Source organism: Phytoactinopolyspora halotolerans, from assembly GCF_010550675.1.
In the GTDB taxonomy this organism is placed as follows: domain Bacteria; phylum Actinomycetota; class Actinomycetes; order Jiangellales; family Jiangellaceae; genus Phytoactinopolyspora; species Phytoactinopolyspora halotolerans.
Genome location: NZ_JAAGOA010000037.1, coordinates 25,095 through 43,593 on the forward strand (window position 1 = coordinate 25,095; position 18,499 = coordinate 43,593).

Consider the following 18,499-nt stretch of genomic DNA (forward strand, 5'->3'; position numbering starts at 1 on the left):
GTCGGTCGCTCCGATGTCCGGTGTCTCGGCCTCTTCCGGGCCGAGGGGCTGGCTGCAGTCGGCGGGTGCCGGCGGAGCGAGCAGGTCCGGGTTCTCCAGGTGCTCGGCGAGAACGTCGGCGCGGATCGCGTAGCCGAGCCCTTCGGCCTCGCTGTCCTTGGCGACGAGCATCCCGACGACGTCGCCGTCCGCGCGGACGACGGGGCCGCCGGAGTTGCCCGGGTTGACGCTGACGTCGAGCTGGAAGTTCGGCCACAGGGCGTCGTCGACGCGGGAGGTGGTGCCGGTGGTGAGCGTCAGCGGGTCGCCCAGCGGGTGGCCGATCACCGCGAGCGACTCGCCGGCGACGGTCGGTGACTCGGTGATGTCGAAGACGTGTCCGTCCATGCTGCCGCGGATTTCGAGGAGCGCGGTGTCCGTGCCGAGGTCCACCCCGACGACGGACGCCTGGTGTGCGGCTCCGTCGTCCTTCATGACGGCGACGGAGGCCGCACCGTCGACGACGTGGGCCGCCGTCAGCACCCGGTCGTCGCCGACCAGGAACGCCGAGCCCACACCGGTGCCGTCGCAGGTGGTGGCGTGGACCATGGTGACGCCGCTGGCGACCTGGTCGTAGAGCGCGGCGAAGTCCTGCGGGCCGGGTGTTTCGGTGGCGGTCGGCGGCGTCGTGGGCGTCGGCGAACCTCCGGTCGATTGCGGGGTCGCGTCTGCGGCGGACGGTGTGCTCGGTCTCGTCCGGTGCCGCCGGTGAGGTCTGATCGAGGACGGCGGGTTCACGTTGCGAATCGGCGCTCGTCGTCGGCCCGTCGTCGTCGTTGATCAGCACGTAGGCGACCGCAGCGCCGCTTCCCAAGACGAGGACCGAGAGCACGATGATCGCGAGCATCGCCGGGCGCGACGTGCGGCGCACCGGTTGGGATGGTGCGGAGGCGGCCTGCTTCTGGGTGCCGCACGTCGGACAGAAGTTCGCGTTGTCGCCGATCGGCGAACCACACTGAGTGCAGTACATAGCCGTCCCCCTCTAACGACCTCTACTCAAGGTGGCACAGAAGGGGCGTATCGGATAGATCTTGCTGCAATGTCCGGGATCGACGTGGATGCCGGATTCCGAGCGGGGAACGCCTCAATCGCGCCGCTAAACTACCTAATCTGCCAACGGATTAGGTAGTTTAGCGAGATCTTTGGTTAGTTTCCGCACTACACGCGGGTCTCTCGATGTCCGTCTGCGGTAGCCCACATACGAGCGAGCCGGGGGCCCGTCCGGGTCGCATCCCGAACCGGAGCTCCAGGTAGGTGCGGGGCAGGTTGGCTGTCCGTGGTCCGCTATCGTCATGGCGGTGAACGCGGCATCCGGGTGCGCCAATGCGGTGCTGGTTGCCGGAGTGGGCACGATCGATGACCTGAGGTGGTCGGCCGCGTCGAGCCAATGGGTGAAGGAGACCGCTGGGTGACTGCAGTACTGATCGCGGCAGCCGTGGGTCTGGTGGTCTCGATTCTCGGAACTCGGGTAGCGATCCAGGTGCTCGTCCGGCGTGGCTTCGGCCAGCCGATCCGGGACGAACTCTCGGCGAGTCATCAGGTCAAGCGTGGCACGCCCACGATGGGTGGGTTGGTGATCGTCCTGGCGGCGGTGATCGGCTACGCCGCGGCCCACCTGGTCCGCTGGTACGAGCCGTCGGTCTCGGCGTTGCTCGTGCTCGGCCTGATGGCCGGGCTGGGTTTGGTCGGCTTCCTCGACGACTACATCAAGATCTTCAAACAGCGGAGTCTGGGCCTGCGCAGCCGGGCGAAGATGGCCGGACAGGTGGCCGTAGCGCTCGCATTCGCGCTGCTCGCGATCCGGTTCGAGAACGACGAGTCGTTGACCCCGGCGTCGCAGGCCGTATCGTTCTTGCGCGACACGCCGATCGTTCTGCCAGCCGCGCTGTTCGTGGTGTGGGCGCTGCTGATCATCTCCGGTACCTCGAACGCGGTGAATCTGACCGACGGGCTGGACGGCCTGGCCACCGGTGTGTCGGTCATGGTGTTCGGCGCCTACACGCTCATCGGGATCTGGCAGTTCAACCAGAGCTGCGACACCGTGCCGGTACCGGCATGCTACGACGTGCGCGACCCGTACGACCTGGCCGTCGTGGCAGCTGCGCTGGTGGGCGCATGCTTCGGATTCCTGTGGTGGAACGCACCACCTGCCAAGATCATCATGGGCGACACCGGGGCACTCGGGCTCGGCGGAGCCATGGCCGGGCTGGCCATCACAACCCGCACCGAGCTGCTGTTGGTCATTCTCGGCGGGCTGTTCGCGGCCGTCACGATGTCGGTGGTACTGCAGGTCGGCTACTTCAAGCTGACCGGCGGACGACGCCTGTTCCGGATGACGCCACTCCATCACCATTTCGAGCTCAAGGGCTGGAGCGAGGTCACGATCGTCGTCCGCTTCTGGATCGTGGCCGGCATCTGCGTCGCCACGGGGCTCGGCATCTTCTATGCGCAGTGGGTTGTCGGCACGTGATTGCGGCGGGGCCGCGCTAGGCCTGAAGCGTGGCGCCCACGACTCTTTCGTCGTCAGCATCTGCTCCTCGCCAGCGCGGATGAGGAGCTTGCGGATGCGTTCGTACCGGTGCTGTGGGCTTAACTGCCTGAGCACTCGCAGTGCGTCGGTATCGTCGGTCGCTATGGTGTAGCCGCGATGGACAGCGATGGCTATGCACGCTGCTTCGCCCGCGCCGAGAGGCGACACAAGTTCGAGCGTCGGGTCTGGTGTATGGGCTGTGAGCTGTGCGAACTGTGTTCATTCCGCAGCCGTCGTGTCGGTGATGGTCACGGTATCGTCGGCTGCCGTGTCAACGACTGTCGGCGTTTAGACCAGCACGCCCGTCTGCTCGTATTCGGCCGTCTCACGTCGCTCGAGCGACGTCGGACCGAAGCCTTGTTCCTCCATGATTCTCCGGGGAAGCTCAGGCGTCGGCCAGGATCGGGATGCGTGCGCCGCGGTAGCGACCGTGCATGCGGGCCCGGCGTCGCGTCGGAGCGGCTTTCGCGCCCCGGGTCCCCCAGCCGGACGAGCGCAGCTTGAACAACGCGTGGATCATCGCTGGGCGCAGAACCAGCAAGTGGATCAGGACGAGCGACGGAGTTCCGAGCAGCCAGATCGACCACCGCTGGACGGCAGTCATCTGCGGACGTCCCACCGCGTACTTGAGATTGAGCATCCAGCACGCCACGGTCCAGTACGCGAGGAACTGCCATGCCAGCGGGTGGCCGAGCAGGGGCGCCACGACGAGCGTCATCATGAGCGAAACGGGCACGATGACCGACAGAACGGCGTAGAACGCACTCCACAACATCGGGACTGTGGGCAGGTGCGCAATCTCCCAGAGCGTGTAGCGCCAGTGCGACGAAGACCAGCGGACCCGTTGCCGATACAGCTGCTTTATCCGGGTCGGCATGTCGGTGTGGACGACGGCGTCGGCCACTGAGACGACATTCCCGCGCAACATCGCGTAGTGCGTCAGGCGGCGGTCGTCGCCGTGGCTCTGCGCGGCCGAGACGTAGTCATCCAGATTGTCCAGCACGACCCCGGCGCGGTACAACGACAACGCGCCCGAGCACGTCGTGATGCTGCCCAGCCGGGACCGCGCGGCGCGGTAGGTCAGGCAGATTGAGGTGATTTCCAGGTCGATCAGCCGTGCTAGCCAGCTCGACCGGTTCCGGGTCAGCGGGAGCCCCGTGGCGGCCTGCACGTCGGAATCGGACATGGCTTGCAAGAGGCGCTGCACGGCGTAGCGATCAACGGTGCAATCAGAGTCGACCGTCAGGACGAAATCGGCACCTGTATCCGTGCGCAACGCGTGAGCCTGGGCCTTGCGCTTGCCACCGTTGGGCTGGCGGTACCAGAACACCCGTGGATGCTCGAACTCCGGGATCGGGTGGTGGGAGCCATCGTCGACGACGTGGATCTCGTCGGGAGGCCGCGTGCCCGACAGCAGAGACCGGATCGTTTCGTGCAACGCATCCGGGTCCTCGTTGAACGCGGGGATGACGGCGACAACCTTGCCGTCGGCCATGGGCCGGTGACTGTAGCGCCGACCAGGCACGGCCACCGAGAAGGTAATCACCAGCAGCACGATCGTGGGGAATACGGTGTTGAGGTTGAACGACGGCTCGCTGTGAAACCGGTAGAACCCGATCCACATAGTGACGGCGAGCGCCGCAACGACGCCCGCCGCCACTAGCGTGCGCTGGCCGTCAGCCGCGTGTCGAGCCACACTGCTTCCTGGTGGCCGCAAGGAACACGAACAGCCCGGTGAGCATGGCCGCGCACGCCACAGCCGTGATCACTGTCGGTAGGCCGACCATGTGCCCACCGACTAGCTGCGTGTCTGGGCACGCTGCTTGCGGGTGACAAGCCGGTACAGGAACAGACCGGTCAGCATGAATGCGACCGCGATGGTGATGACGGTCGGAAGGCCGATGGCGTGCCCGCCGAGCAGCAAGCCGCCGGCGCCGGTGGCGGCCAGGCCGTCGTCGTACATATCTCCTCCATCGGGGGATGGTTGGAATGGGAGGGATCGCGACCCCCTCGCGCGACCCCTGGAAGACTCTAGACGATTTTCATCTAGATGAGAACAGTCTAGACATATATCACATAGACGAAGTTGGGCTAGACGGTTTTCTGCTGTCGTATCCTTGGGTGGTCGATCGACAGCGTCCCGAGTATGAACGGCTGCGCACCGTCCTGCGCGAGCTGCGGCGCGAGGCCGGGTTGAACCAGACCGAGCTGGCCGAACGGTTGCGTGTGCGGCAGGAATGGGTCAGCCGCTACGAGGTCGGGGAGCGTCGGCTCGATGTCATCGAGCTGGTGGACGTCGCCAATGCGCTTGGCGTCACGCTCGACGACATCCTGGAGAGGGCCAGCATACGTCACGGCTGATCACCTTGGGTGCTGCGCTGTGCGCTGTCCCTGTCGTCGTCGACGGTCGTGTCGCCGGCGAGGCCAACGACGGCGGACGACACGTCCCGGTGCAGCAGGGTCAGTGCGCTTCGTAGGTCCCGTAGTGCGGCAAGCGCGCCCTCCAGGTGTGTGTAGGCGTCGTCGAGCTCGGACAGGATGAGCTCTAGGCGCCTGGCTATCGGTTCGCCATCGTCGCCCTGTGTGGCTTGCGGCGAGGCGCTCGATGCCTCGCCGCCCTCGATCGGTTGCATACCGCAGCTCCCCCTTCAGCGGTCGATCGCTTCGCCCGCGCGCACGGTCCATCAAAGACAACTTGCAGCTGAACGCCACGCCAGCGACGCGGCCGCTGGACGAAGACATCGGACAAAGCGGTCCCACAGTAGATGCGACCTGGGACAGAACAGAGATGTCGTGCTTCGGAGGGTGTTCAGGCCCCCGTAAGTTGGTGATCAGTTTTTCGAATGTTGTCGCCTTAACCGGTTCCATGCACGGGAGATTGCTCTGACGACGGTGGACCGGTCGCGGGGACAGCGACGCAGCGCGGTACGTCATGAGGCGCGTGCGCTGTCGCAAACAGGTAGCCGCCCGATATGCGGCGACTGAGTGCGGTCGACGCGAGGGTTACAGTCGTCGAGGCAACTGCACTAGCATCTGCTGCCGAGCCGTGGAATGTCGGCACTGAGCAGCCGATCGTTGGGGTCAGTGACGGGTGGTCGTCCGGGTTCCAGAAGGCCAGGTAGGGTCGGAGTGATCTATCGGTGGCGGCTGCGTCGTGGAGAGCCCGGTCGATGCCGTTAGTCGTCACTCCAGGCTCGCCCGTCGTGACGGTTAAGATTCCTAAGGACGCTGTTTCGTTGTCAGTCGCCACTTGCACAACAGGTGTCCGGAGGCCTCCCTCTGCTTGACTCTGATCGAGTGCGGCAGAGACCGCCGTGTTTACAGTGCAGTCGACTATGACGTCTGCACTCTTGGTGCCTTCTTGGAGTGATGTTTGCGCGAAACTCTGTACAGGCGTCACGTTCGCCCGCGAAGAGATTGCTCGTAGGCGGTCGGCGAGCGCATCGACCTTGGGTCGGCCCACGTCGAGTTCCGTGAAGTTCTGACGCACGAGCAGTCCGCTGGTCACGTAGCTCGGGTCTCGCAGGGTTATCGATTCGACACCGGCTCGCACGAGGTGTTCTGCTATCCACGAGCCAAGGGCTCCGCATCCCCAAAGCTCCACGCTCCTTGCTGCGAACCAACTCACGGGACGAACGTGATCGCGGCGAGTGGACACGTTCGGGCGGACGTCGTCGATGTACGTCCATTCAACGCTGGGCTCGTGGTCGGCGGGAGGTGTATCGGATCTGTGTCGTTGCCGCGCGCTTTCGACGGCCTTGGCGACGGCGGGCTGGGGAAGGCGCCAGCCAATGAGGTGGAACCGCGCCTCACCGGTGAGATGTCGGTTCGGTACCGCCATGATGACGTGTAGGTACTGATCGCGTGTGAGTGACCGTGCTGTCTTCGAGACCACATTGAAGAACTGCTTGCGTTGATTCCGGGAATCTTGCGCACGAATGGTTGCGGCGAGATCAGAGAGGTAGTGCCCGCCTCCACGCGGCATGGTGTCTGAGAGGACAACCAAGATGCCGGGAAAGGTATCACTTGGCCGTTGGAGGCCAGGACGTTCCCACGCGATGACGTCGAGGCGATGGTCGCTGCGTTGGCGCATGGTGAGCTTTGAGATTCGGAAGCCGTCGGACAGGTCAGCGAGCTGCTCTGCAACGACTACGGTCGGCGCGCCCGGAGTTCGATGGAAGACGCCCCCGACAGGGTGGAAGAGTGCGGTGGCCGCGTCGAACCTGTCGGCGATCGCGTCAGCGAACCAGTCCCACAGACGTTGTAGGTATCCACGCATCCCTCCGTGTGGATCCCACTCGGCAGCGGGGTCGAGATAGAGGCATAAGCGAGTGCCCTGAAGTACGTGTGGATAGTCGTCCCAGCGATGATGGTCGACGAGCGCTTGTGGCGGTACCCATGGGTACTCCTTGGGGATCTGGACGTACAAGCGCTCGAGCGATTCCACCGGGAGGCCACCGTCGACCTTCGCGAAGGTGTCCGTCGCTAGGTCGACGGCGACGACCAGTGCAGCATCATCTTCTATGCATTCGACGACGGAGACTGAGTCGGGCGAGGAGAGCTGATCGAGTTCGCCGAGAGCACGAAACTGGTACTCCGTCAGGCCTGTCTCGTTCATCACGCGGTCATCCAGCCCGGCCCGATCGGGAACTTGCAATTCCCAACGCCGGGACGGCGGCTGCGTATGGGTTTGCAGACGTGCTGGCCTGCTTACCTACGGGCGGGTCAAACTTTTCACCGAACAACTTTTGCCATGCGATTGCGGACTTCGAAGGGTCCGTTTGGTCATAGGCGCTGCGCATGTCGGCGGCAATCGTATGGATGCGGTCGCGGAAGTTGCGATACGTCTCGTCAGTCCACCTTTCGTGGAAGTCGGTGCCGTCGTCACTGGGGTTGGCTAGGAAAGGCCTGGTATCTCCCTGCGCTTGTAGAAATCGGTCGAGATCTTCCACGATATTCACGAGCGCGGTAGGAGTGTTGCTGTAGCGGCCCGGGGTGATCGCATTTAGCTCGGTCACCTGGAGTCCAAGGAGAGTGGTGAGAACGACCGATTTCACGCCGTTGAAGCTCCCACGTTCACGCTTGAGGTACTTCATCAGGCGCACGACCTTGCGGAACTGCTTGTTCGTGAGTTCGTCACGGCGCCTCACCCAGTTGGTGAATCCTTGGGGGTCAGTCGAACCGAGGGCGGGCTCCCATTTGTCTTCATCACGGTTGACTATCACGCGTCTTCCGCTTGGGAGTGTGATGAATGGAACGATGTCGAGGTGGCAGCCGATGCCCTCCTCAGGTGCGTATTTCAGCCAGACGCAACGGCACTTCCTTCCGTGATCCTGCTTGGAATAGGTCGAGTGGCGATGGAGCGCGTTGTATACCGCGTCGATATAGGCGGTCGGCCGCCAGTTCTCCTGGTGAGACATCGCAAGGAGGAAATCCGCATCGAAATCACCGTTGGTCGTAGGCTTGATGATCAGCTTGTGGGGCCATGAGCCCTGGGGGAACTTGCTCGTGATCATCGTGCCAATTTCCGTGTCCGCGACGAGAGCGTTGTAGACGGCGTCTACACGGCTCTCCAATTTGCCGATACGGCTCTGGTTCAGGTTGACCTCATCGTTGAGGAACGTCTTGAAGTATTCCGCGTGCTGCATGTCAGTTGATCTCCAATGCTGGTTGGTATATGCCCTCGACGCGGTCGTAGAGGACGAGCTGAGGATGGATGTCGAGGGTCACCGCTCGTCCAAGCGAAATACATGCGGACAGCGGTGCTGCTCCGAGTACGTGTACGCGGCGGACGTGCTTGCGGTGGTGTTCGATATCGGCCAGGACGTCCCGGAAAGCACGTTCAGCCGACTTGAGTGAGTCCGGTGTACCGATGACGTCGTAGTGCGCAGTCGTGTCGGCCATTGGGCTGATGCGATAGGCCGTGTAGCCGGTGAGCGGTTGCGGGATCTCAGTGATGTGCACGGTTGCGGAGAGAGAAAGGACCAGCACGATGTCCTCGGAGTCGTCGCCGTTGACGGTCTCCCAAGCGAAGCGTGTGTTCAGGTTGCCGGATGGCCACGACCATCCTTCGGTGCTGCGGTGTCGCTGGTAGATGTCGACGTCGAGCTTGTCGCCGATTAGAGTGCCGAGGTATACCAGCAGCGGCCATCGTGCCAAGCTGAACACACTGAGGTGCTGAATCGTGCCGTCCTCGACAGCGGGAGCGAACTGGCGGCGGACAAACTGGTCGATAATCCGCCTGCAGCTCGCGTAGTAGTCGCCGTTTCCGGCGTTCGGATCTGCGACGTGGCGGAGATCGATCTCCAAGCCTGTCCGGTCGGGGCTCAACGGGAACTTGGCGTATCGGTTCGCATGTAGCACGGTAGCAGCGGCCATGCTTCGGTCGACATGGACCTTGCTGTCGCCGATGCTGCCTTGCATTCGCAAGATCGTTGTGGAGTTGGCGGGCGGGACCGACAACAGCTGCTCAATCCTGCCCTCATGCTTGCGCTTGATCTCTCGAAGGCGCTGAACTGTTAAGACGTCGAGATTCGTAGCTATGTCAAGGTCATCGTGGCACGTGCCACATAACAACAGGAGGTTGTCCGCCTCGTCACGTTGCTCAAGCGGCAGTGGATCGTCGCCTCTCGGGGAGCGAGTGCTCGTCGAGCGTCCTACTATGTGGGCCCGCTCACCCAACGGGACCGATTTCCAGGTAACTGACGAGGTGAGGATGTCGCGGTAACAGACCGCGCAGCGACCGCCGCTCCGTACAAGGAGGAGTCTTGTTGCGTGTTCAGAGATCATCTCGACTCCATCATGAGCGCTGGCTCTGACAAGGTTCGGAGCTCGGCGAGGGCCCTATCGCGCCGCGAGGGTGTGGGTTTCATCTGGCCGCGGCCCGTCGCTGGACAGAGCGGCACGCAGTGCAGCTCGCCCAGGTCATCCTGTCGACGATTCGTATACAGCCCGTCGTGTGGTCCGCCGCGCCGGTCTGTGGCGAGGAAGACGTGCACTTGGCTGGCTGATGAGGCAGCGGGCGTGTTCACCTGGGGCATCTCGTTTCCCATCTCTGCTTGCCGCGTTCTGCGGCGGACAGGCTCAACCGTGGCCTAGAGAGGCGAGGCTTGAGAACACAATCACCGTTAAGGGGGCTTAACAGAGACTCGAATGGCTCGGCCGAGCATAAGATGGCATCGTACGCGAGACGGCCGTGTTCACGGGAGGAGGCCGAGTGTGCAGCAGACTGCATCGACGCTGACGATGCAAGACATCGCTGACCTTGCGCATGTTAGTCGTCAGGCAGTCTCTATGTGGCGCAAGCGACCGCGCGTCAAGGGGCGTGATGTGCCATTTCCTCGCGCTGTGGAAGTTATGGACGGCGTTGAGCACTTTGATCGCGATGACGTCGTCGCATGGCTGGAGGAGACAGGCCGGGGGAACAATGCCGAGGTTCGCTACGACGCTCCAGCCGTGGCGATGCCGGAAGGCATGAAGCTGGAAGATCTCGTCGTACTCCTGTGTGTGTACGCCGTCGCAGGTGAACAGCTTGATGGTGCCAGTCGGGACCAGCTTTTAGCGTGGGCGCAAGATGTAGACCCTCAGGACGAGTTTGTACTGCACGAAGTGCGAACATTGCACCCTGGACCGGACGCCCTCCGATATGTCGACGACCTGGTCGAGGCCTCGTACGGACCTGCGGATGCGCTCGCTCGTCTCGACAATGGGCGCTTGAAGCGACAGGCAGCCGAACGTGGCCTCACGGACGACGTGATCAAGATATTGCAGGTGTCGGCGCAGGCATGCCGCACATACCTAGGTACGGACGAGACAGTGCTGATGCACGGCGGCGATCGTGTCCTGACCCTTGCGCTCGCTGGTGACTTTGGCGCCGTGGTACTGCAGGGCGACAACGTGAGAGATCGCGCGCTCCGGCGCCGAGCTGCGATAGCCGACGTCGGAATCACATCGACCGTGACCGGCCCGAGCATCGTAGCTGCCTCGATTGTGCGCCTAGCCGCGGATGATGCTCTCGACCGAGTCGACGGGATCGTCCTCGGTTTGGGGCCGCAAGATGTGGCGATCATTCTTGGCTCGGCGGCTGCTCTGTGCGACAGGCTCCGTGACGAGTCAGAGCGGATGCGTTCGCAGACGCTGCGCGGAGAGAATCTCGCGATGGCTGTCCGCCTCCCACGAGGCTTGTGGCGCGCTGCCCATCGGCAAAGTCTTGGCTTGTGGGTGCTACACGGCGGCAACTTCACACAACGGCCACGGATAGCGGACCTGGCTGCGGTTCCCGACGGCACACTCGACCTGGATGATCTTGCCTCTGACATCGTCGGTGCGCTCGAAAGAACCGACCATAGGGCATTTCGTTACTGCCGGCGTGGAGATCTGAGCTCGATCCTGGCGGGCGCGCCAGTTGTTCCGCGGGGAGCGCGGGCTCTACGGATCGGACAAAGCGACGGAGCGTCCCATGTGGAACGTATCCACGCCGCAACCTTGACTACGAGCACACCGCTCGCCGGTCATGACATCCTCGTGGAGCAGGCGCCTGGGGCGGTCTTATTGCGGCATCGCTCGCTCGGCGAGCTCCGCGACTCCGGTCATATCGTGATGAGGCGTGGGAGCCGAGTCGACACCGGACACGCCGATCCTGAGGGGACGGTAACCGTAGCCTCGGCTGATGGCAACTGGGACAGCGTACGACTTGACCCGTTCGACGCTGAGCGCCATTACCCAAGGGCCACTCGGACCGAGCCTGGCGACGTCGTCTTCATTGAGAAGCCACGACCTAGGGCTCGCGTCGACACTGAAGGAGGTGCCATGGTGGCCTCGCCATCGAGGATCCTCCGCCTTAGAGAAGCGGCGGAAATCGGCCCGTATGCGCTGGCGGCCATAATCAACGAAATGACGTCTGAAGGTAGTGAGTGGGAGACATGGAGCGTGCCGGTCCTATCACGGCCGCAGGCCCAGCGTCTAGACGATGCGCTCCGCGACTCCCAGCTCTACCGCGACGAACTGCGTAGACGCGTAGACGCGACGCGCGATCTGACCCGGGCATTGATCGAAGGCGTAGCCGCGGGCGCGGTCACACTGGACGCTGCACCAACGACAACCGGTATCACCACCAACCAAAGGAAAGCAGGCTGATATGCCGCCACGTAAGAACGGGGTCTCGTCGGGACCATCGACGATGAAGGAACTTAAGGACACACTATGGAAGGCCGCCGACCGGCTCAGGGGTTCTCTCTCGGCGAGCCAGTACAAGGATGTCATCCTTGGCTTGGTCTTCCTCAAATATGTGTCCGACGCGTACGACGAGCGGCGCGAAGCCATCCGGGCCGAGCTGGTCGCAGAAGGTATGGACGACGAGCAGATCGCAGACCTCATTGACGATCCAGAGGAATATCACGGCTACGGCGTGTTCGTCGTCCCGCCAGAGGCCCGCTGGACCTATCTCGCCGAGAACGCGAAGGGCAAGCCGGCCGTCGACGGTGAGCGCGAGAAGAACGTCGGGCAGCTTATCGACGAGGCCATGACCGCCGTCATGAAGGCCAATCCGTCCCTCGACGGCACGCTCCCGCGTCTGTACAACAAGGACAACATCGACCAGCGCCGGCTTGGCGAGCTGCTCGACCTGTTCAATAGCGCCCGGTTCAGCCGACAGGGCGAGTACCGAGCCCGTGATCTGATGGGCGAGGTATACGAGTACTTCCTCGGAAACTTCGCCCGCGCCGAGGGCAAACGAGGCGGCGAGTTCTTCACTCCGCCGAGCGTGGTCAAGGTGATCGTCGAAGTGCTGGAGCCTAGCAACGGTAGGGTCTACGACCCGTGCTGCGGATCGGGTGGCATGTTCGTCCAGACCGAAAAGTTCATCTACGAGCACGAGGGTGACCCGAAGAACGTCTCGATCTATGGCCAGGAATCCATCGAGGAGACTTGGCGGATGGCCAAGATGAACCTTGCCATCCACGGAATCGACCACAAGGGCTTGGGCGCCCGCTGGGGCGACACGTTCGCGCGCGATATCCATCCGGACGTTCAAATGGATTATGTGATGGCGAACCCACCGTTCAACATCAAGCATTGGACCCGCCGCGAGGATGATCCTCGCTGGAAGTACGGCGTACCACCGGCAAACAATGCCAACTATGCCTGGATCCAGCACATCCTGTCCAAGCTCGCGCCTGGCGGCAAAGCGGGCGTTGTCATGGCCAACGGATCGATGTCGTCAAGCTCCAACGGCGAGGGCCAGATCCGCGCCCAGATTGTTGAGGCCGACCTCGTCTCCTGCATGGTCGCGATGCCCACGCAGCTCTTCCGCAGCACTGGTATCCCGGTCTGCCTGTGGTTCTTTGCCAAGGACAAGTCCGCTGGAGCGCAAGGCTCAATCGACCGTACAGGGCAGGTCCTCTTCATCGACGCCCGCGAGATGGGCTACATGGTCGACCGCGCAGAGCGCGCTCTCAGCAACGAAGACATCATCCGTATCGGTGACATCTATCACGCCTGGCGCGGTTCGACTTCAGCGGCGAAAAAGGGAATCGAATACGAGGATGTAGCCGGCTTCTGCAAGTCCGTATCTCTGGCTGATATCAAGGCTGCAGACTACGCCCTCACGCCGGGGCGTTACGTTGGCGCGGCTGATGTCGATGATGACGGCGAACCCATCGACGAGAAGATCGAGCGGCTCACAAAGGAACTGCTAGAAGCCTTCGGCGAGTCAGCACGGCTGGAGGAGAACGTGCGCAATCAGTTGGAGCGTATCTCGTGAGACGCTTCGAAGTCAGCAATCTGGTCGCTCAAGGCATACTGCGCGTTGAGGACGGTAACCACGGAAACGACCGCCCCCGGCCCGGCGAGTTTGTTGAGGACGGTGTGGCATTCATCCGCGCAGCAGACATGACTAGCGGCGTGGTTGACTTTGAGGGTGCCGGAAAGATCAGTACTATGGCACGGAACCGCATTAGAAAAGGCGTCGGCGCTCCGTGCGATGTAATATTATCGCACAAAGGGACGGTCGGACGCGTTGCGGTGGCGCCTGTTGATGCCCCTGATTTTGTCTGTTCGCCGCAGACTACATTCTGGCGCAGTCTAGACCACAATAGGCTCGACCAGCGGTTCTTGCGCTATGTGCTTGAGTCGAATGACTTCCAGCAGCAACTTCAAGTGTTGGCTAACCAGACCGATATGGCTCCATACGTTAGTCTCACTGGCCAGAGGTCGATGCATATTTCAATTCCAGAGATTTGGGAGCAGCAGGCGATTGCGGAGGTGCTGGGCGCGCTCGACGACAAGATCGCCGCCAACGACCGGCTCATACTCATTGCGGATGACCTCGCACAGGCATTGGCGCGGCGGTCGTTTGGTGACTCGGATTCTCGCTTGTCTGATATTGCATTCGTTACAATGGGTTCATCTCCGCCGGGGGAGAGTTACAACGAACACGGTGAGGGCGTGCCTTTCTATCAAGGCGTCCGAGATTTCGGTGTCAGGTTCCCGAGTCGTCGAGTGTGGACGACCGCGCCTGTCCGGGAAGCTAAAGCGAATGACACGTTGCTCAGCGTTCGAGCTCCCGTTGGCCGTACAAACCTTGCCGGCGAGGACCTGTGTGTTGGCCGCGGCCTTGCCGCTCTGCGTTCTCGTTTGGGTCACCCAATGACTCTGTACCATCAGGTCAGGGCAACCGCCTCTATATGGGCTCCCTATGAGGCAGAAGGGACAGTGTTCGGTTCCATAAATAAGAAGCAGCTCGAAGCGATTCGCGTACCGTTCGTCATCGAATCCATGGCGAACGAACTGGAAGAGATGTTGTTTGCGATCGAAGGCCGCATCTCCGCAGCCATTGCTGAAAATGGTCTGCTCGCGGCGACCCGGGACGAGCTGTTGCCGTTGCTGATGTCGGGGAAGGTACGCGTGAAGGACGCGGAGAAGGTCGTGGAGGAGGTGACGTGATGGTCAGCGAGGCCGAGTGGGAGATTATCGCCCTTGAAACGTTCGCAGAGCAGGAGTGGATGCCCACTGCCGGTGCTGAAATCGCTCCGGGAGTCGACGGTGGTCGAACGTCCTGGGAAGATGTCGTTTTGCCCAGCCGCATGTTGCGCAAGTTGGGTGACCTCAACCCGCAGGTTCCGGTGGAGTACCTGGAGCAGGCGCTTGCGGAGATCGTTCAGCCGAAATCGCAGGACGCGATCGCGGAGAACTTCCGATTGCACCAGATCTGTGTGCATGGGTATCGGGGGATTAGCTACGTTGACTCCGACGGCATCGAGCAGAATCCGACGATTCGGTTGGTCGGCCCAGAGGTCGAGGACAATGAACTCTTGGCTGTCAACCAGGTGATTGTGCGCTCGAAGGACGCCGAGCGGCGGTTTGACATCGTGCTCTACCTCAATGGCATGCCAGTGGCGATCGTCGAGCTCAAGAAGGCCGGCTCCCAGCACGCGGACATCGCGGCCGCGCATGCTCAGCTGGACACCTATCTGCGCGAGTTCCCGATGGCGTTCCGCTTCGCCGTGATGACGGTGATCAGCGACGGCATCGTCGCGCGCTACGGAACGCCGTTCACGCCGCTCAACCACTACTCGCCATGGAGGGTGGATGACGAGGGCAAGCCGGTGAGGCTCGGCGAGGCGGCCGGCGATGTGCATCTGGGCACCGAGCTCGAGTTCCTGATCGAGGGTGTGTTCAACCCGGAGCGGTTCCTGCAGTTGCAGCGCAACTTCACGGCGTTCGACGAGGGCGACGTCCTCAAAAAGCGGATCGCGAAGCCGCACCAGTACTTCGCCGTCACGAAGGCAGTCGGCTCAACGGTCGCGGCGGTGGAGAGCAACGGCAAGGCGGGCGTCGTCTGGCACACCCAGGGCTCGGGCAAGTCGATGGAGATGGAACTCTACGCCCACCTTGTCGCCCGTCAGCCCAAGCTGAAGAACCCGACGATCATTGTCGTGACCGACCGCCGCGAGCTGGACGGTCAGCTCCTCGACACGTTTAAGGTGTCGACACTGTTGGGCGAGGACCCGATCGCCGTCACCACTCGCAGCCAGTTGCGCGACGAGCTGACGAACAGGACGACCGGCGGCATCTACTTCACGACTCTGCAGAAGTTCGGTCTCACCGACGAGGAGCGGCAGTCCGGCCTCGACCATCCGCTGCTGTCGAATCGGCGCAACATCATCGTCGTCGTCGACGAAGCCCACCGCAGCCACTACGACGATCTTGACGGTTACGCCCGGCACCTCAAGGATGCGCTGCCCAACGCTGCGCTGATCGCGTTTACCGGCACGCCGATTTCGGAGTCGGACCGTAACACCCGCGAGGTGTTCGGTGATTACGTCGACATCTACGACCTCACCAGGGCTGTGGACGATGGTGCGACCGTCGAGGTGCACTTCGAGCCGCGGCTGATCCAGGTCGGGCTGACGTCCGACGTTAGCGAGGATGATCTCGATAAGGCGGCCGACGAAGCCACGACGGGGCTCGACGACGTCGAGAGGACGCGAATCGAGAAGTCGGTCGCGGTGATCAACGCGGTCTACGGCGCGCCGGCCCGGCTTCAAGCACTGGCAGCAGACATCCTCGAGCATTGGGACACCCGCTCGGAGGAGATGCGCAAGTTCATCGGTACGCCCGGCAAGGCATTCATCGTGGGCGCCACGCGGGAGATCTGTGCCCGGCTGTACGAGGAGATCATCAAGCTTCGGCCGGATTGGCACAACGATGCGGTGGACAAGGGCGTCGTCAAGGTCGTGTACTCCGGGTCGGCCCAGGACGAGATGCCCGTTGCCAAGCACGTGCGGCGGAGCTCGCAGATCAAAGCGATCCAGACCCGGCTCAGGGACGCGGACGACCCGTTGCAGATCGTGATCGTCAAAGACATGATGCTGACGGGCTTCGACGCTCCGCCACTGCACACGCTGTACTTGGACCGTCCGCTCAAGGGCGCGCTGCTCATGCAGACTCTGGCGCGGGTCAACCGGACCTTCGAGGGAAAGCCGAGCGGCTTGCTTGTCGCGTATGCGCCGCTGGCGGAGAACCTAAACCAGGCCCTTGCCGAGTACACCGACACTGACCGTGCCACGAAACCGGTCGGGAAGAACATCGATGAGGCTGTCGAGCTAACGAGAGGTCTGATCTCATCGCTGGATGACCTGTGCTCAGGGTATCCGTGGCGGAAACAGCTTGACGGTGGTCCAAAGTCGTGGATCAAGGCAGCCACAGGCTTGACCAACTATCTCCGCTCGCCAGACACACCGGGCAATCAGCCGGCCGAAGGGGAGGAGACGCTAGCCGACCGGTTCCGCAAGTTGGCTAACCAGCTTTCTCGGGCCTGGGCTCTGTGCGCTGGCAGCGGAGAGTTGCACGATATGCGATCCGAAGCGCGATTCTACGAAGAAGTCCGGGTCTGGATGGGCAAGTTCGATGCCCAGGAACGTCAATCACAGGGCCGCCCCGTCCCAGAAGAGATCCAGCGGATGCTCTCGGCGTTGGTAGCAACGTCGACCGCATCCGGCGAGATCGTGGACATCTATGAGGCGGCCGGGCTAACGAAGCCGTCACTCTCGGATCTGGGACCGGAATTCCATGTCAAGGCACAACAAGCGTCCAACCCGCACCTGGCGATAGAGGCGTTGCGGGATCTGCTCACCGAAGAGGCAGGCAAGGTGACGCGCCACAACCTTGTCCGGCAGCGAGCGTTCTCTGAACGGATCAAGGAGTTGATGAAGAAGTACACGAACCAGCAGCTCACCTCGGCCGAGGTCATCGCTGAACTGATTGAGTTCGCCAAAGAGGTGGCCGCCGAGGGTAAGCGCGGCGCGCGCTTCGCACCCCCTCTATCGGAAGATGAACTCGCCTTCTACGACGCCGTGAGCACCAACGAGTCGGCAGTTGAGCTCCAGGGTGAGGACGTACTGGCCCAGATCGCTCGCGAACTGGTGGCAGTGATGCGGCGGGACGTGAAGACTGACTGGACGGTGCGGGACGATGTTCGAGCCAAGCTGCGCTCTTCAATCAAGCGGCTCTTGGTCAAGCACAAGTACCCGCCCGACAAGCAGCCGGAGGCGATCAAGCTTGTCATCGAGCAGATGGAGAGTATGGCCCCCCGCTACGCCTGAGCGATCGTCGACCTTTCTCCCGGCAGTCCGTGTACCCATGGCAGATGTGCCGGCAGGAGCGGCTGGTCCAGACGGAACCTCCGTTCCGTCCGCGTCCGGTCCGTCTGGTACATCTCGCGTGCGTCTGTTAGTCGTTTACTTGATGGACGCCCTCTGAGAAGATCCACGTTGAAGGGTGAGGGGAAGAGGACAAGTTGACAGCGTGGATTGTGCGTGCGGGGCCATATGGCGAGCGGGAGCAGTGGGCGCTGGAACACGGGCTCGCCGGCGGTGGGTTCCATGAGGTTCCGGATCTGTCGGCGGCCGAGTCGAAGGAGATGGTCAGAGCCGAGGTAGTGGCCGCGTTCCCGCACGCGACGGCGGGCAAGCAGGCCAACTTCACCGGCCAGTTGTGGGCGTTACGGTCCGCGATCGTTCCCGGCGACATCATCGTGATGCCGATGAAGACGACCAAGAAGATTGCTGTCGGCATCTGCGCGCACGGCTATTCATACCGGTCTGACGAGGATGACGTAACCAGGCGACACACGGTCGGAGTTGATTGGAAGGTCACCGAGGTCCCCAGGACCGTCATACGCGACGACCTGCTGAACACGATCAACGGCGCGATGACGATCTTCCAGGCTGCAAAGAACAATGCCGAGGCGCGTCTACGGGCCCTGATTGAGACGGGACAGGATCCCGGGAGCCAGGTCGCAAGTCCACTAGATGAGTGATTCCTTGAAGATCACGGTCGGCGCGTCGTGACCGGAGAAGTGGACGGAGGGTGTTCAAGATCAATGTGTGACGAAAGAACTGAACACCCTCCTGACTGCACTGTACGTATTGA

The 18,499-nt window shown here is 62.5% G+C and carries 13 protein-coding genes and 1 pseudogene; 7 read left to right on the forward strand and 7 right to left on the reverse strand.

Annotation, left to right across the window (positions count from 1 at the left end; translation table 11 throughout):
• Positions 1–174: 174 nt before the first annotated feature.
• Positions 175–588 (reverse strand): annotated as a pseudogene (locus G1H10_RS35225) (S1C family serine protease); the annotation flags it as partial.
• Positions 589–1,447: 859 nt separating this feature from the next.
• Between G1H10_RS35225 and mraY the strand changes: the two are divergent.
• Complete coding sequence (gene mraY / locus G1H10_RS31015; protein WP_163745151.1) at positions 1,448–2,509, forward strand: phospho-N-acetylmuramoyl-pentapeptide-transferase; 1,062 nt, start codon at positions 1,448–1,450, stop codon at positions 2,507–2,509.
• Between the two features lie 445 nt (positions 2,510–2,954).
• On the opposite strand, the gene G1H10_RS31020 is transcribed toward mraY, so the two are convergent.
• Both G1H10_RS31020 and G1H10_RS31025 read right to left on the reverse strand, forming a co-directional pair.
• Positions 2,955–4,265 (reverse strand): glycosyltransferase family 2 protein, encoded by a 1,311-nt coding sequence (locus tag G1H10_RS31020; protein WP_163745152.1) that lies wholly within the window; start codon positions 4,263–4,265, stop codon positions 2,955–2,957.
• Positions 4,266–4,367: 102 nt separating this feature from the next.
• On the reverse strand, positions 4,368–4,532 hold the full coding sequence (locus tag G1H10_RS31025; RefSeq protein WP_163745153.1) for a hypothetical protein: 165 nt from the start codon (positions 4,530–4,532) through the stop codon (positions 4,368–4,370).
• Between the two features lie 158 nt (positions 4,533–4,690).
• Between G1H10_RS31025 and G1H10_RS33625 the strand changes: the two genes are divergently transcribed.
• Positions 4,691–4,930, forward strand: a complete 240-nt coding sequence (locus G1H10_RS33625; RefSeq protein ID WP_312856668.1) for a helix-turn-helix domain-containing protein — start codon at positions 4,691–4,693, stop codon at positions 4,928–4,930.
• On the opposite strand, the gene G1H10_RS31035 is transcribed toward G1H10_RS33625, so the two are convergent.
• The 4 genes from G1H10_RS31035 to G1H10_RS31050 all read right to left on the reverse strand — a co-directional run bounded on the left by G1H10_RS31035 (position 4,921) and on the right by G1H10_RS31050 (position 9,358).
• Entirely contained in the window at positions 4,921–5,202 is a 282-nt protein-coding gene (locus G1H10_RS31035; RefSeq protein ID WP_163745155.1) for a hypothetical protein, read from the reverse strand. The two genes, G1H10_RS33625 and G1H10_RS31035, sit on opposite strands and share 10 nt — an antisense overlap.
• Before the next feature lie 221 nt (positions 5,203–5,423).
• Positions 5,424–7,187 (reverse strand): ThiF family adenylyltransferase, encoded by a 1,764-nt coding sequence (locus G1H10_RS31040; protein WP_163745156.1) that lies wholly within the window; start codon positions 7,185–7,187, stop codon positions 5,424–5,426.
• A 7-nt stretch (positions 7,188–7,194) separates the two neighbouring features.
• Complete coding sequence (locus G1H10_RS31045) at positions 7,195–8,217, reverse strand: SMODS domain-containing nucleotidyltransferase (RefSeq protein ID WP_163745157.1); 1,023 nt, start codon at positions 8,215–8,217, stop codon at positions 7,195–7,197.
• A 1-nt stretch (position 8,218) separates the two neighbouring features.
• Entirely contained in the window at positions 8,219–9,358 is a 1,140-nt protein-coding gene (locus tag G1H10_RS31050; protein ID WP_163745158.1) for an SAVED domain-containing protein, read from the reverse strand.
• Between the two features lie 429 nt (positions 9,359–9,787).
• Here G1H10_RS31050 and G1H10_RS31055 point away from each other — a divergent pair, with 429 nt between their 5' ends.
• The 5 genes from G1H10_RS31055 to G1H10_RS31075 all read left to right on the forward strand — a co-directional run bounded on the left by G1H10_RS31055 (position 9,788) and on the right by G1H10_RS31075 (position 18,386).
• Positions 9,788–11,704 carry a hypothetical protein gene (locus G1H10_RS31055; protein WP_216853841.1) on the forward strand — a complete coding sequence of 639 codons (1,917 nt, stop codon included), beginning with the start codon at positions 9,788–9,790 and terminating at the stop codon, positions 11,702–11,704.
• Between the two features lies 1 nt (position 11,705).
• Positions 11,706–13,328 carry a class I SAM-dependent DNA methyltransferase gene (locus tag G1H10_RS31060; RefSeq protein WP_163745159.1) on the forward strand — a complete coding sequence of 541 codons (1,623 nt, stop codon included), beginning with the start codon at positions 11,706–11,708 and terminating at the stop codon, positions 13,326–13,328.
• Positions 13,325–14,509: a restriction endonuclease subunit S gene (locus tag G1H10_RS31065; protein ID WP_163745160.1), complete on the forward strand. Its 1,185-nt coding sequence runs from the start codon at positions 13,325–13,327 to the stop codon at positions 14,507–14,509. The genes G1H10_RS31060 and G1H10_RS31065 overlap by 4 nt, the downstream gene beginning before the upstream one ends.
• The gene (locus G1H10_RS31070; RefSeq protein WP_163745165.1) at positions 14,509–17,670 is read left to right on the forward strand and encodes a type I restriction endonuclease subunit R; all 3,162 of its coding nucleotides are present in this window, start codon (positions 14,509–14,511) and stop codon (positions 17,668–17,670) included. Before G1H10_RS31065 ends, G1H10_RS31070 begins: the two co-directional genes overlap by 1 nt.
• A gap of 209 nt (positions 17,671–17,879) precedes the next feature.
• Positions 17,880–18,386: a restriction endonuclease gene (locus G1H10_RS31075; protein ID WP_512700333.1), complete on the forward strand. Its 507-nt coding sequence runs from the start codon at positions 17,880–17,882 to the stop codon at positions 18,384–18,386.
• Positions 18,387–18,499 lie beyond the last annotated feature (113 nt).

Bases quoted from the DNA above. Each gene is read 5' to 3' on its own strand.
- G1H10_RS31045 (WP_163745157.1), bottom strand. From the start codon at position 8,217: ATGCAGCACGCGGAATACTTCAAGACGTTCCTCAACGATGAGGTCAAC.
- G1H10_RS31025 (WP_163745153.1), bottom strand. From the start codon at position 4,532: ATGTACGACGACGGCCTGGCCGCCACCGGCGCCGGCGGCTTGCTGCTC.
- G1H10_RS31070 (WP_163745165.1), top strand. From the start codon at position 14,509: ATGGTCAGCGAGGCCGAGTGGGAGATTATCGCCCTTGAAACGTTCGCA.
- G1H10_RS31050 (WP_163745158.1), bottom strand. From the start codon at position 9,358: ATGATCTCTGAACACGCAACAAGACTCCTCCTTGTACGGAGCGGCGGT.
- G1H10_RS31035 (WP_163745155.1), bottom strand. From the start codon at position 5,202: ATGCAACCGATCGAGGGCGGCGAGGCATCGAGCGCCTCGCCGCAAGCC.
- G1H10_RS31040 (WP_163745156.1), bottom strand. From the start codon at position 7,187: ATGAACGAGACAGGCCTGACGGAGTACCAGTTTCGTGCTCTCGGCGAA.
- G1H10_RS31060 (WP_163745159.1), top strand. From the start codon at position 11,706: ATGCCGCCACGTAAGAACGGGGTCTCGTCGGGACCATCGACGATGAAG.